The organism is Micromonospora sp. WMMA1949 (assembly GCF_027460145.1).
GTDB lineage: Bacteria > Actinomycetota > Actinomycetes > Mycobacteriales > Micromonosporaceae > Micromonospora.
On record NZ_JAPZBG010000001.1, the window covers coordinates 1,086,503 to 1,099,622 of the forward strand.

The 13,120-nt window shown below is 72.0% G+C and carries 12 protein-coding genes; 6 read left to right on the forward strand and 6 right to left on the reverse strand.

Annotated features, from left to right (window positions below; genetic code table 11):
- The first annotated feature begins 8 nt into the window (after positions 1–8).
- Entirely contained in the window at positions 9–1,481 is a 1,473-nt protein-coding gene (locus O7607_RS04805) for an NAD-dependent malic enzyme (RefSeq protein ID WP_262013573.1), read from the forward strand.
- A gap of 174 nt (positions 1,482–1,655) precedes the next feature.
- On the opposite strand, the gene dapF is transcribed toward O7607_RS04805, so the two are convergent.
- Genes dapF through O7607_RS04820 form a run of 3 tightly spaced genes read right to left on the reverse strand, consistent with a single transcriptional unit; the run spans position 1,656 to position 4,139 of the window.
- Positions 1,656–2,510 (reverse strand): diaminopimelate epimerase, encoded by an 855-nt coding sequence (gene dapF / locus O7607_RS04810; protein ID WP_269701251.1) that lies wholly within the window; start codon positions 2,508–2,510, stop codon positions 1,656–1,658.
- Between the two features lie 7 nt (positions 2,511–2,517).
- A complete protein-coding gene (miaA, locus tag O7607_RS04815; RefSeq protein WP_269701252.1) occupies positions 2,518–3,537 on the reverse strand; it encodes a tRNA (adenosine(37)-N6)-dimethylallyltransferase MiaA in 1,020 nt (339 codons plus the stop codon).
- Positions 3,420–4,139 (reverse strand): hypothetical protein, encoded by a 720-nt coding sequence (locus O7607_RS04820; protein ID WP_269701253.1) that lies wholly within the window; start codon positions 4,137–4,139, stop codon positions 3,420–3,422. The genes miaA and O7607_RS04820 overlap by 118 nt, the downstream gene beginning before the upstream one ends.
- Before the next feature lie 203 nt (positions 4,140–4,342).
- On the opposite strand from O7607_RS04820, the gene O7607_RS04825 reads away from it, so the two are divergent.
- Together O7607_RS04825 and O7607_RS04830 are read left to right on the forward strand one after the other, a co-directional pair.
- Positions 4,343–5,551, forward strand: coding sequence for a DUF349 domain-containing protein (locus tag O7607_RS04825; protein ID WP_269701254.1), 1,209 nt, complete (start codon positions 4,343–4,345; stop codon positions 5,549–5,551).
- Positions 5,552–5,883: 332 nt separating this feature from the next.
- The gene (locus tag O7607_RS04830; protein ID WP_269701255.1) at positions 5,884–7,506 is read left to right on the forward strand and encodes a cellulase family glycosylhydrolase; all 1,623 of its coding nucleotides are present in this window, start codon (positions 5,884–5,886) and stop codon (positions 7,504–7,506) included.
- A 90-nt stretch (positions 7,507–7,596) separates the two neighbouring features.
- On the opposite strand, the gene miaB is transcribed toward O7607_RS04830, so the two are convergent.
- Positions 7,597–9,096, reverse strand: a complete 1,500-nt coding sequence (miaB, locus tag O7607_RS04835) for a tRNA (N6-isopentenyl adenosine(37)-C2)-methylthiotransferase MiaB (protein ID WP_269701257.1) — start codon at positions 9,094–9,096, stop codon at positions 7,597–7,599.
- 52 nt (positions 9,097–9,148) lie between these two features.
- Here miaB and O7607_RS04840 point away from each other — a divergent pair, with 52 nt between their 5' ends.
- Positions 9,149–9,376, forward strand: coding sequence for a DUF2277 family protein (locus tag O7607_RS04840; RefSeq protein ID WP_269701258.1), 228 nt, complete (start codon positions 9,149–9,151; stop codon positions 9,374–9,376).
- Positions 9,377–9,454: 78 nt separating this feature from the next.
- Here O7607_RS04840 and O7607_RS04845 read toward each other — a convergent pair whose 3' ends face one another.
- Together O7607_RS04845 and selD are read right to left on the reverse strand one after the other, a co-directional pair.
- On the reverse strand, positions 9,455–9,934 hold the full coding sequence (locus O7607_RS04845) for a hypothetical protein (protein WP_269701260.1): 480 nt from the start codon (positions 9,932–9,934) through the stop codon (positions 9,455–9,457).
- A 212-nt stretch (positions 9,935–10,146) separates the two neighbouring features.
- A complete protein-coding gene (selD, locus tag O7607_RS04850) occupies positions 10,147–11,136 on the reverse strand; it encodes a selenide, water dikinase SelD (protein WP_269701262.1) in 990 nt (329 codons plus the stop codon).
- 199 nt (positions 11,137–11,335) lie between these two features.
- On the opposite strand from selD, the gene O7607_RS04855 reads away from it, so the two are divergent.
- Positions 11,336–12,091 (forward strand): amino acid ABC transporter ATP-binding protein, encoded by a 756-nt coding sequence (locus O7607_RS04855; RefSeq protein ID WP_269701264.1) that lies wholly within the window; start codon positions 11,336–11,338, stop codon positions 12,089–12,091.
- A 50-nt stretch (positions 12,092–12,141) separates the two neighbouring features.
- Positions 12,142–13,077: a glutamate ABC transporter substrate-binding protein gene (locus O7607_RS04860; protein ID WP_269701266.1), complete on the forward strand. Its 936-nt coding sequence runs from the start codon at positions 12,142–12,144 to the stop codon at positions 13,075–13,077.
- The last annotated feature ends 43 nt before the right edge of the window (positions 13,078–13,120 follow it).

The window sequence follows — 13,120 nt, forward strand, 5'->3', positions numbered from 1 at the left end:
AGTTTCTCGTGGCCAACACCCGACTGCCGAGTGCCGGATTCTCCATCACCATCCGGATCGCGGTACCCGCCGACGCCTCCTCCATCGGCCGCCTCACCACCGCCGCCGGCGAGGCCGGGGCCATCGTCACCGCGCTGGACGTGGTCGACTCCGACCCCGCCCACGTGATCGTCGACCTCACCTGCGACACCGCCGACGCCGGACACGCCGACCAGGTCGTCGACGCGCTCACCGCGCTCGACGGGGTGGACGTGCGCAAGGTCTCCGACCGCACCTTCCTGCTGCACCTCGGCGGCAAGATCGAGGTGACCCCGAAGGTCGCGCTGCGCACCCGCGACGAGCTGTCCCGCGCGTACACCCCGGGCGTGGCCCGGGTCTGCATGGCGATCGCGGAGAACCCGGCGGACGCCCGCCGGCTCACCATCAAGCGCAACACCGTCGCGGTGGTCAGTGACGGCACCGCGGTGCTCGGCCTGGGCAACCTCGGCCCGGCCGCGTCGCTGCCGGTGATGGAGGGCAAGGCCGCGCTGTTCAAGCGCTTCGGCGGGGTGGACGCCTGGCCGGTCGTGCTGGACACCCAGGACACCGACGAGATCGTGGCGATCGTCAAGGCGATCGCGCCCGCGTACGGCGGCATCAACCTGGAGGACATCGCCGCGCCGCGCTGCTTCGAGATCGAGGCCCGGCTGCGCGAGGCGCTGGACATCCCGGTCTTCCACGACGACCAGCACGGCACCGCGATCTGCGTGCTGGCCGCGCTGACGAACGCGCTGCGCGTCGTGGGCAAGCAGCTCGCGGACGTCCGGGTCGTGGTCTCCGGCGCCGGCGCGGCCGGCACCGCGATCATGAAGCTGCTGCTGCGCCAGGGCGTGGGCGACATCATCGCGTACGACCGCCAGGGCGCCCTGCACCGCGGCCTGCCGGACCTCAACCCGGCCTGGCAGTGGCTGGCCGAGAACACCAACAAGGAGAACTACTCCGGTGACCTGGCCGGGGCGGTACGCGGCGCGGACGTGTTCATCGGTGTGAGCGCGCCGAACCTGCTCACCGGCGAGGACGTCGCCCAGATGGCGAAGGACTCGATCGTCTTCGCGCTGGCGAACCCCGACCCGGAGGTGGACCCGCGGGAGGCGCGCAAGTACGCCGCCGTGGTCGCCACCGGACGCTCGGACCAGCCGAACCAGATCAACAACGTGCTCGCCTTCCCCGGCGTGTTCCGCGGCATGCTCGACGCGCACGCCGAGGAGTTCACCGAGGAGATGGCGCTCGCCGCCGCCCGGGCCATCGCGGACGTGGTGGGCGAGGACAAGATCAACCCGACGGTGATCGTGCCGAGCGTGTTCGACTCCCGCGTCGCACCGGCGGTGGCCGCCGCGGTGCGGGCCGCCGCCCAGAACCCGGCCGCCACGCCGGCGCCCGCGGCCGACCCGGGCCCGGCCGACCTGCCCGAGATCGCCGCCAACGCCAGCGCCACCCCCTGACCCGCTCCGCGCCGACCTCGCGCCGGGCCTCGCGCGCGAGATCTTGGAAGGATATGGCCCTCATAGGGGCCGAAATCTTCCAAGATCTCGTGCATGCCTTCGGCAAGCCGTTCGCGCCGTTGACCAAGGAGTTTGCGTCCCCTGGGGGCCAGAAATCCGCCGCAAACTCCTTGATCAACCGTGAAGGTCGCCCAGGGCGGACGGGGTCAGGGTGCCTGTGGCCACCAGGACGGCGGGGCCGGACAGCCAGCAGGAGTCGGCCGTCACGGTGACCGTCAGACGCCCGCCGGGCACGTCCACAGTCACCGTGCCGCTGTCCAGGCCGCCGTCGCGCAACGCCACCGCGGCCACCGCGCACGCGCCCGTGCCGCAGGAGAGCGTCTCGGCCGAGCCGCGCTCGTACACCCGCATCAGCACGTGCCCGTCGGTGCCGTCGACCGGCTCGCCCGGCGTGGTGAACTCGACGTTCACCCCGGCCGGGAAGATCCCGGCATCCACCCCGGGCGCGCGGGTGAGGTCGAGCGCGGTCAGCTCCAGCGCGGCGGGCAGCGCGCACACCAGGTGCGGGTTGCCGACGTCCACCGCGGTGCCGGGCAGCGTCAGCCCGCCGAGCGTGGCGGTCGCCGTGTCGTACAGCCGGGGGCGGCGCATCTCGACCGCCACGTCCGCGCCCTCGACCCGGGCGCGCACCAGGCCGGCGCGGGTCGCGATCGGCAGCGTCCCGCCCGACGGGGCGGCCAGCGACCGGTCCAGCAGGTAGCGCACGAACACCCGGGCCCCGTTGCCGCACATCTCGGCGAACGAGCCGTCGGAGTTCCAGTAGTCCATGAACCACTCGGCCTCACCCGCGAGGGCGACGCCCTCGGGGTGCTTAGCGGCCCGTACGACGCGCAGCACGCCGTCGCCGCCGAGCCCGCGTCGCCTGTCGCAGAGCGCGGCGACCAGGCCGGGTGTCAGGTCGAGGGTGCCGTCCGGGTCGGGCAGGATGACGAAGTCGTTGCCGGTGCCGTGACCCTTGGTGAACTCCACGCTCCCATCATGGCCGATGCTCGGCGACCACCCGCAGGGCAGTGTCGAGAAACGCGGGCGACGCCGAGTCCAGCCAGTGCACGCGCGGGTCACGCCGGAACCAGGAGCGCTGCCGGCGCACGAACCGGCGGGTGGCGCGGATCGTCTCCTCGTACGCTTCGACCTCGGTCAGCTCCCCGGCCAGGAACCGCAGCACCTGCTGGTAGCCGAGCGCCCGGCTCGCCGTCCGCCCCTCGGGCAGTCCTTCGCCGACCAGCGCCCGCACCTCGTCGACCAGGCCGTCGGCCCACATCCGGTCCACCCGCAGCGCGATCCGCTCGTCCAGCGCGGCGGTGTCCAGGTCCACGCCGAGCTGCACCGACGGGTAGTACGGCGTGGGCGACGGCAGCGACGCGGTGAACGGCGCGCCGGTCAGCTCGATCACCTCCAGCGCCCGCACGATCCGCCGCCCGTTCGTGGGCAGGATGCTCGCCGCCGCGCCCGGGTCGGCCTCGGCCAGCCGCGCGTGCAGCGGCAGGGGGCCGACCGCCGCGAGTTCCGCCTCCAGCCGCTCCCGCAGCGCCGGGTCGGTGCCGGGGAACTCGAACTGTTCCAGCACCGCCCGCACGTACAGCCCGGAGCCGCCGACGAGCAGCGGCACCCGTCCCCGGGCCAGGATGTCGTCGACCGCCGCGCGGGCCAGCGTCTGGTACTCGGCGACGCTGGCCGGCTCGGTCACCGGCCAGATGTCCAGCAGGTGATGCGGCACGCCCTCGCGTTCGGCCGGCGTGAGCTTGGCGGTGCCGATGTCCATGCCCCGGTAGAGCTGCATCGAGTCGGCGTTCACCACCTCGCCGCCGAGCGCGTGGGCCAGCGCGATGCTCAGCGCCGACTTCCCGGCCGCTGTCGGCCCGACCACGGCGACGACCCTCACGCCCGCTCCCAGTTCGCCACGAAGTAGGCAACGCCGTAGGGGGCGCGGTGGTAGCTCAGCTCGCCGCGCCAGTCGCCGCCCGCCGCGCCGACCGCGCCGGCCAGCACCTGCCACGGCGCCCGCCCGGCGACCCTCAGCTCCGCCGACAGCTCCGGGTCCAGGCCGAGCAGGGCGTCGGCGTCCGCACCGGCCAGGGCAACCGCAACCCCTTCGTCGTACGCCTCGGCGCGCGGGTCGTCGTACCCCGGCGCCTTGACGCCCCGGCAGGCGGACCCGTCACCGAGCACGAGCAGCGCGACCCGCGGGTCGTCGTCGAGGATCAGGCTCGCGCCGAACGCCTCGCACTGCGCCGGCGTGGCGTCGTGCGCCACCGACCGGGCCAGCCGGGGCAGCTCGGTGCCGGAGCGGTTCAGCAGCCACGCGCCGACGGTCAGGCTCAGCGGCAGGCGGTCCCCGCCCGCGCAGTTGACCTTCCAGAGCCGCACGCGCCGGTCCAGCCCGTACGGGCGAAGCGAACCGTGCTCGGCGGAGTTGAACCGGACGGTCTCCGGCCCTCCGCCGACGAGCAGGATCGCCTCGGGCTCGGCGGCGAGCAGCCGGGCGACAGCGGCGTCGGCGGCGGCGCGCAGGTCGTCCAGCTCGGGCGCGGCGGCGCCGGCCAGCTCGGGCACGATAAGCGGCGGGTGGGGGCAGACGGCGGCGGCAACCAGTGGCACGCCCCAAACCTATCGGGATCTCCCGGTGCGTCCCCGCGCCGATCCGGTCATCGAGGGCGTACAACACCGTATGGTCACGGTCGGCGACAGGCGCTCGACACGGACGGGGGCGGACCTGTGACAATGCCGGGAGAAAGTTTGCTGCGCCGTGGCGGCGAACGAGGGGGCTGTCCCCTCGGCGCCGGGAGAACGAGGATGGGCACATGAGCGACTGGACTGCCTTCGGACGGGTCGACGAGGACGGCACCGTCTACGTCAAGACCGCCGAGGGCGAGCGGGTGGTCGGATCCTGGCAGGCAGGGGCACCGGAGGAAGGGCTCGCCCACTTCGCCCGGCGCTACGCCGACCTGGTGACCGAGGTCGATCTGACCGAGGCCCGGCTCAACTCGGGCGCGGCTGACGCCGGCCACTCCCTGACCACGATCCGCCGGATCCGTGGGTCGCTGGCCGAGGCGCACGTCGTCGGCGACATCGACGCCCTTGCCGCCCGCCTGGACAAGCTGGCCACCGTCGCCGAGGAGAAGGCCGGCGAGGCCAAGGCGGCCCGCGAGGCCGCCCGGGGCGAGGCGCTGGCGCGCAAGACCGCCCTCGTCGAGGAGGCCGAGAAGCTGGCCGCCGAGTCGACCGGCTGGAAGACCGCCGGTGACCGCCTCAAGGAGATCCTCGACGAGTGGAAGACCATCCGCGGCGTCGACAAGAAGACCGACGGTGAGCTGTGGAAGCGGTTCGCCGCCGCGCGGGACGGCTTCACCCGCCGCCGGGGCGCCCACTTCGCCTCCCTCGACCAGCAGCGCAAGCAGGCGCAGACGGTCAAGGAGGAACTGGTCGCCGAGGCGGAGAAGCTCAAGGACTCCACCGACTGGGGCGTCACCGCCGGTCAGCTCAAGGACCTGATGGCCCAGTGGAAGGCCGCGCCGCGCGCCGCCAAGGAGGCCGAGCAGAAGCTCTGGGAACGGTTCCGCGCCGCGCAGGACGAGTTCTTCACCCGCCGCAGCGAGGTCTTCTCCGCGCGGGACAACGAGCAGCGCGCCAACCTGGAGCGCAAGCAGGCGCTGCTGGCCGAGGCCGAGGCGCTCGACGTCGACGGCGACCCGAAGGGCGCCCAGGCGAAGCTGCGGGAGATCCAGGCGCAGTGGCACGAGGCCGGCCGGGTCCCCCGCGAGGCCGCCGCCGGGCTGGAGCGCCGGCTGCGGGCCGTGGACGACAAGGTCCGCGAGGTGATGGACTCGGCGTGGCGGCGCACCACCAAGGAGGACAACCCGCTGCTGGCGCAGATGCGCGCCCAGGTCGCCGAGGCCGAGGACCGGCTGGCCCGGGCCCAGGCCGCCGGTGACGCCCGCCGGATCAAGGAGGCCGAGCAGGCGCTCGCCTCGAAGCGGCAGTTCCTCCAGCTCGCCGAGCAGGCCGGCTGACGCGGCAACCCCCGGCCGGGCAGGCCGGCGGACGGACACATCAGGTGAGCCCCCGGCCCTGTGGGCCGGGGGCTCACCTGCGTCCGGACCAGGGTTGACGCATCGAGGCAGGCTGATCAGAATGAGCGGCGGAGCCAGGTTCAGGCACCGGCACGAGGGCACCGACGGCTGATCTCGCCGTCGACGATCGCCGGTGCGACATCTCGCGGGTGGCCGTCCACACGACACGGCCCGGCGCGCGCTGCGCGCGTACTCGATGACGAGCGGGACGTGCCTCCTGGTCCTGCCGCCCGCGGCGCCCGTGCGGCGCGGGCATCCGAAGTGGAGCTTCCATGCACCGACGCACCGCCCTCGGCGGCGCCCTGACGGCGCTCGCCACCGCAGCGGCCGGCGTGCTCGTCGCCGCCGCCGTCTCCACCGCACCGGCCGCCGCGGCGGCCGGTGGCACCGGCACCGGTTACCTGCACACCAGCGGCAACAAGATCGTCGACAGTACGGGCGCGACCGTCCGGCTGACCGGCATCAACTGGTTCGGGATGGAGACCGACAACAAGACGTTCCACGGTCTCTGGTCGAGCAACCCGTGGCGCTCCCAGCTCGACACCATGGCCCGGCTGGGCTACAACACGCTGCGCATCCCGTACTCGAACGACGCCCTCAAGGCCGGCGCGACCGCCACCGGCATCAACGACTTCGTCAACCCGGACCTGATCGGGCTGTCCCCGCTGCAGATCCTCGACAAGGTCATCGACTACGCGGGCAGTAAGGGGATGCGGGTCATCCTGGATCGGCACCGGCCGACGTCGGCCGGTCAGTCGCCGCTCTGGTACACCTCGACGGTCTCCGAGGCGACCTGGATCAACGACTGGAAGATGCTGGCCCAGCGGTACGCCGGCAACACCACGGTGATCGGCGCGGACCTGCACAACGAGCCGCACGCCGAGGGCACCAACCCGGCCGCCACCGGCGCCTGCTGGGGCTGCGGCGACACCGCCCGGGACTGGCGGCTGGCCGCCGAGCGGGCCGGCAACGCGATCCTCGGCGTGCAGCCGAACTGGCTGATCTTCGTGGAGGGGGTGAGCTGCCCGAGCGGCGGCCTGTCGAACGTCTGGGACAACGACCCCAGCAACGACGAGGACTGCGGCTGGTGGGGCGGCAACCTGTCCAAGGCCGGGCAGTTCCCGGTGCGGCTGAACGTGGCGAACCGGCTGGTCTACTCGCCGCACGAGTACGCCACGTCGGTCTACCGGCAGGCCTGGTTCGACGACCCGTCGTACCCGGCGAACATGCCGGCCATCTGGGACAAGTACTGGGGCTACCTCTACAAGCAGAACATCGCGCCGATCATGATGGGCGAGTTCGGCACCACGCTCCAGGACTCCAAGGACAAGATCTGGCTGCAGAATCTGATGGCGTACACCGGCACCGGCGTGAACGGCATGTCGTTCACGTACTGGTCGTGGAACCCGAACTCGGGTGACACCGGCGGCATCGCCAACGACGACTGGACCACGATCAACCAGCCGAAGCAGGACATCCTCACGCCGTACCTGATCCCGCCGACCGGTGGTGGCGGCACCACCAGCCCGTCACCGACCGGCACGCCGAACACCTCGCCGGCGCCGACCACCCCGCCGCCCCCGGTCACCGGTGGCTGCACCGCCACCTACAAGCAGATCAACTCCTGGGCGGGTGGCTTCCAGGGCGAGCTGACCGTCAAGAACACCGGCACCGCCGCGGTGAACCCGTGGTCGGCCACCTGGACCTGGCCGTCCGGAGTGACCCTCGCCAGCGGCTGGAACGCCACCGTCACGCAGTCCGGCACCACTGTGACGGCGGCCGGGCCGGCCTGGGCGTCGTCGCTGGCGCCGGGCGCGTCGGTCACCGTCGGCTTCACCGCCAACGGCACCGCCGCCACCCCCGCCACGGTCAAGCTCAACGGCACCGCCTGCTGATGTAAGGAAGGGCCCCTTATTAACGCCTGCGGTAGAGGAAGGCCCCCTTTTAACACCGAGTGTTAAAAGGGGGCCCTTCCTTACGGGCGGTCAGTGGGCGGCGCAGCCGCCTACCGGGGCGGGTGCGGCAGCCGGTGCGCCGATCGTCGGCAGGCCGAGCAGCACCCCCGGGGTACGCGGAACCTGTCCCGCCTCGGCCGCGTCCCCGGCCCGGGTACGCCGGTGGGCCAGCGGCGCACCGTCGGCGTTGAGGTGGTGCGGGGCGGCGTACGTGACGACTGTGTGCACGATGTCGCCGGGGCGGATCTGCCCGGCCAGCTCACCTGTGGCGAAGTGCACGAGCCGGCCGTCGCGGGCCCGGCCCGACATCCGGCCGGTGCGCTCGTCCTTGCGGCCCTCGCCGACCGCCACCAGCACCTCGACGGTCTCGCCGACCAGCTTCTTGTTCTCCGCCCAGGTGATCTCCTCGACGCAGGCGATCAGCCGCTCGTAGCGCTCCTGCACGACCTGCTTGGGCAGCTGCCCGTCCATGGTCGCGGCCGGGGTGCCGGGGCGCTTGGAGTACTGGAAGGTGAACGCCGACGAGAATCGTGCCTCCCGGACCACGTCCAGCGTGCGGGCGAAGTCGGCCTCGGTCTCGCCGGGGAAGCCGACGATGATGTCGGTGGTGATCGCCGCGTCCGGCATGGCCGCCCGGACCTTTTCGATGATCCCCAGGTATCGCTCCGACCGGTACGAGCGGCGCATCGCCCGCAGTACGTCGTCCGAGCCGGACTGCAACGGCATGTGCAGCGAGTGGCAGACGTTCGGCGTCTCGGCCATCGCGGCGATCACGTCGTCGGTGAAGTCCTTCGGGTGCGGGCTGGTGAACCGCACCCGCTCCAGCCCGTCGATGTCGCCGCAGGCGCGCAGCAGCTTGCCGAACGCGTACCGGTCGCCGAACTCGACGCCGTAGGAGTTGACGTTCTGCCCGAGCAGCGTCACCTCCAGCACGCCGGAGTCGGCCAGCGCGCGGACCTCGGCGAGGATGTCGCCGGGGCGGCGGTCCTTCTCCTTGCCGCGCAGGGAGGGCACGATGCAGAACGTGCAGGTGTTGTTGCAGCCGACGGAGATCGAGACCCACCCGGCGTACGTCGACTCGCGCCGGGTCGGCAGCGTGGAGGGGAAGACCTCCAGCGACTCCAGGATCTCGACCTCGGCCGCGGCGTTGTGCCGCGCCCGGTCCAGCATCGCCGGCAGCGAACCGATGTTGTGCGTGCCGAAGACGACGTCCACCCAGGGCGCCTTGCGGACGATGTCGCCGCGGTCCTTCTGGGCCAGGCAGCCGCCGACAGCGATCTGCATGCCGGGATGCTTGGCCTTCACGGGGCGCAGATGACCCAGGTTGCCGTAGAGCCGGTTGTCGGCGTTCTCCCGGACCGCGCAGGTGTTGAACACCACCACGTCGGGCTGCTCGTCGGCCTCGGCGGCGCGCACGTAACCGGCGTCCTCGAGGAGGCCGGAGATGCGCTCGGAGTCGTGCACGTTCATCTGGCAGCCGTACGTACGCACCTGGTAGGTGCGCGGGCTGCCCGCGGCTGCGGTAGTCATGACCCGCACAGCGTATCCGGGTGGAGCCGGTCGTATCGAACGAGGAGGAGCCGTGTGCCGCAGCATCAAGACCCTGCGTGAGCCGTACGTCCCGGTGGTCACCGAGGAGGACATCCGCGCCGCCGCGTTGCAGTACGTCCGGAAGATCTCCGGATTCCGTACCCCGGCGGCGCACAACGCCGCCGCGTTCGACGCCGCGGTGGACGCCGTGGCCGCCGCCACCGCGACGCTGCTCGAGCAGCTCGTGGTGCGGGGGCAGCAGCCGGCGGCCCGGGGCTGAGCCCGGGGCCGCCACCGCTCGCCGCCGGTGGGGGCACGGCGGCGAGCACCGGTCACGGGCGCCCGCCGGCGCCCGCGCTCAGGCGGCGGCGAGCGCCGGGGCGACCGTGTCCGGCGCCCAGCGCGACCGGTGGCACTGCGACCAGCCCCGGCAGCGCGCGTCGGCGACCGTGCAGAGCCGGTGGTGGCTGAGCACCTCGCCGTCGTCGGTGTCGGCCACGTCGAAGTGCACCGGCCGGATCGTGCCGTCCGGCGCGACCAGCAGGTGCCGCCCGGCGTCCAGCGTGTCGTCGCGCATCAGGCAGTTGCGGCCCAGCAGCCGGGCCAGCGCCGCGAGGGCGGGCAGCTCGGGCAGGCCGTCGGGCACGCCGTAACAGTCGACCACCGTGCCGTACAGCCCGGGCGCCTCCCACACGTCGCAGACCACCGCGTACGCGGGGAGCCGCATCGGGTCGGCGACGGCCATGGGCATCACCACCCGGCCGAGTGCCTCGGCCAGTGCCGGGTAGACCTCTACCGGCGCGCCGCCGTCGATTCTCCAGTTCCACAGCTCGGTCATGCCGCCTCCTCGCTGCGCTCGTTCCACCGGCCTCCGGATCGGGCCTTAAAGACGATGGTGGGGTGCATTTGACCTCAGCCGGGCGCAAGTTACCGGTCTGTGACCATTCCGGGCAAAATTCCCTCGGGCGACGTTGCCCAGAGTAGCTGGAAGATGACAGTTTATCGGGTACGGTGCCGCGCCGGCGGCCCAGCCGCGCCGCGAATCGCAGCTCAGCGCACCCGGATCAGGTGCTCCGAAGCCGGCAGCAGCTCACCGATCACCGTGCCGCCCGGCACCTCACCGGCGACCAGCAGTCCGCCGGAGGTCTGCGCGTCGGCGAGCAGCAGCCGCTCCCCCTCGTCGGCGCCGCCGAAGTCGGTCCACGGGGTGACCCACTCCAGGTTGCGCCGGGTGCCACCGCTGACGTACCCGTCGCGCATCGCCTCCCGCGCACCGGGCAGGTACGGCACCGCCGCCGCGTCGATCGCCACCGTCAGGCGGCTCGCCCGGGCCAGCTTCGAGGCGTGCCCGAGCAGTCCGAAACCGGTCACGTCGGTGCCGCAGCGGATGCCCGCGGCCACCGCCGCGCGGGCCGCGTCCCGGTTGAGCCGGGCCATCGACTCGACCGCCTCGGGAAAGCGCTGCCCGGTCTGCTTGTGCCGGGTGTTGAGCACGCCCACGCCGAGCGGCTTGGTCAGCGACAGCGGCAGTCCGGCCCGCCCGGCGTCGAGCGTGATCAGCTCCTCCGGCCGGACCACACCGGTGACCGCCAGGCCGTACTTCGGGCCGTCGTCGTCCACGCTGTGCCCGCCGGCCAGGTGACAGTTCGCCTCCCGGGCCACGTCCAGACCGCCGCGCAGAACCTCGCGGGCCATCTCCGGCGGCAGCACACCGCGCGGCCAGCAGAGCAGGTTGAGCGCGACGAGCGGGGTGCCGCCCATCGCGTACACGTCGGAGAGCGCGTTGGCGGCGGCGATGCGCCCCCAGTCGTAGGCGTCGTCGACCACCGGGGTGAAGAAGTCGGCGGTGCTCACCAGACCCGTACGCTCGTCCAGCCGGACCACCGCGGCGTCGTCGCCGTTCTCCAGGCCGACCAGCAGGTCGGCCGAACCGCCGGTGGCGCCGAGCCCGGCGACCATCGCCTCCAGTTCGCCGGGCGGGATCTTGCAGGCGCAGCCGCCACCGCGGGCGTAGTCGGTCAGCCGGATCGCGTCGGTCATCGCCTCATGATCTCCGGCCTGCGGCTTCGGCGCCAGTCGGCCCACCCGGACGGTGACGAAATTCGGACGGGCCGGTACGCCGGTGACCGGTGTTACCGCTCCGTGACCAACTGAGTTGCGTTCCGCCATGTCACCCCGCCTACAGTTGCCCAACCGGGGGTCGACCGACCCCCGAATTCCGCCATGGACGACAGGGACGGTGGACGACGTGACGACGGGCGACCCGCTGATCGTGCTCGACGGGGTCAACAAGTGGTTCGGGCCGCTGCACGTGCTCGACGACGTGTCCCTCTCCGTCGGCCGGGGCGAGGTGGTCGTCGTGATCGGCCCGTCCGGCTCCGGCAAGTCGACGCTGTGCCGCACCATCAACCGGCTGGAGCCCATCGACAAGGGCACCATCACGTTCGACGGGCAGCCGCTGCCGGCCGAGGGCAAGCCCCTGGCCAAGCTGCGCAGCGAGGTCGGCATGGTGTTCCAGTCGTTCAACCTCTTCGCGCACAAGACCATCCTGGAGAACGTCACGCTGGGGCCGGTCAAGGTCCGCAGGGAGAAGCCGGCCGCCGCCCGTGAGCGTGGCCTGGCCCTGCTGGACCGTGTCGGCATCGCCAACCAGGCGGACAAGTACCCGGCGCAGCTCTCCGGCGGCCAGCAGCAGCGGGCGGCGATCGCCCGCGCGCTGGCCATGCAGCCCAAGGCGATGCTGTTCGACGAGCCGACGAGCGCGCTGGACCCGGAGATGGTCGGCGAGGTGCTCGACGTGATGACGTCGCTGGCCCGTGAGGGCATGACCATGGTCGTGGTCACCCACGAGATGGGCTTCGCCCGGCACGCGGCCAACCGGGTCATCTTCATGGCCGACGGCAAGCTGGTCGAGGACGCGCCGCCGGCCGAGTTCTTCGCGAACCCGCGCAGCGAGCGGGCCAAGGACTTCCTCTCCAAGATCCTCACCCACTGAGCGCCCGTAGTGGAGTCGTCCCGTCGACTCCGTCGAAGAAGGAGATGAATATGCGTTACAAGCGCGTGGCGGCGATGGCCATGATGGCCTCGCTCGCCCTGACCGCGGCCGCCTGTGGCAAGGAGGGGGACCCCGCCCCCAGCGGCGGCGGCAACGCCAGCGGTGGGGCGCAGGGCGACAGCTGCAGCAGCTCGGGCGTGACCTTCACCCCCAAGACGGACGCCAACGTCGCTGGCAGCCCGGCCTTCGAGAAGATCAAGTCGGCCGGCAAGGTCGTCATCGGCGTCAAGTTCGACCAGCCGAACCTCGGCTACAAGGACGCTCAGGGCAAGCGCTGCGGCTTCGACATCGAGATCGCTCAGTACGTCGCCAGCACGCTCGGCGTGGACCCGGCGAAGATCGAGTACAAGGAGATCGCGTCCGCCAACCGCGAGACCGCGATCAAGGGTGGCGAGATCGACTACTACGTCGGCACCTACTCGATCACGGACAAGCGCAAGAACGACGTCTCCTTCGCCGGCCCGTACTTCGTCGCCGGCCAGGACCTGCTGGTTCGCAAGGACGAGTCGTCGATCACCGGCAAGGACACGCTCAAGGGCAAGAAGGTCTGCTCGGCCACCGGCTCCACGCCGATCCAGAAGATCCGCGACGAGGGCCTGACCGAGGGCGAGAACATCGTCGAGTTCAAGACCTACTCCGAGTGCGTCTCGCAGCTGCTCGACAAGAAGGTCGACGCGGTGACCACCGACGACGCCATCCTCAAGGGCTACGCCGCGCAGAACCCGGACGAGCTCAAGGTCGTCGGCCAGCCGTTCAGCACCGAGAAGTACGGCATCGGCCTGCCCAAGGACGACAAGGCCCTGCGTGACTACGTGAACGACCAGATCGAGGCGTCGTTCACCGACGGCACCTGGAAGAAGATCTACGACGGCACGCTCGGCAAGTCCGGCTCGCCGGCCACCCCGCCGCAGCTCGAGCGGTACTGACGGTCCGCACCGACGTCGGACCGGGCGGGGAGGTCCTTCCTCC

Coding starts and splice junctions, on each gene's coding strand:
- O7607_RS04825 (WP_269701254.1), top strand. CDS start 4,343: ATGAGCGACTGGACTGCCTTCGGACGGGTCGACGAGGACGGCACCGTC.
- O7607_RS04830 (WP_269701255.1), top strand. CDS start 5,884: ATGCACCGACGCACCGCCCTCGGCGGCGCCCTGACGGCGCTCGCCACC.
- miaB (WP_269701257.1), bottom strand. CDS start 9,096: ATGACTACCGCAGCCGCGGGCAGCCCGCGCACCTACCAGGTGCGTACG.
- O7607_RS04845 (WP_269701260.1), bottom strand. CDS start 9,934: ATGACCGAGCTGTGGAACTGGAGAATCGACGGCGGCGCGCCGGTAGAG.
- selD (WP_269701262.1), bottom strand. CDS start 11,136: ATGACCGACGCGATCCGGCTGACCGACTACGCCCGCGGTGGCGGCTGC.
- O7607_RS04860 (WP_269701266.1), top strand. CDS start 12,142: ATGCGTTACAAGCGCGTGGCGGCGATGGCCATGATGGCCTCGCTCGCC.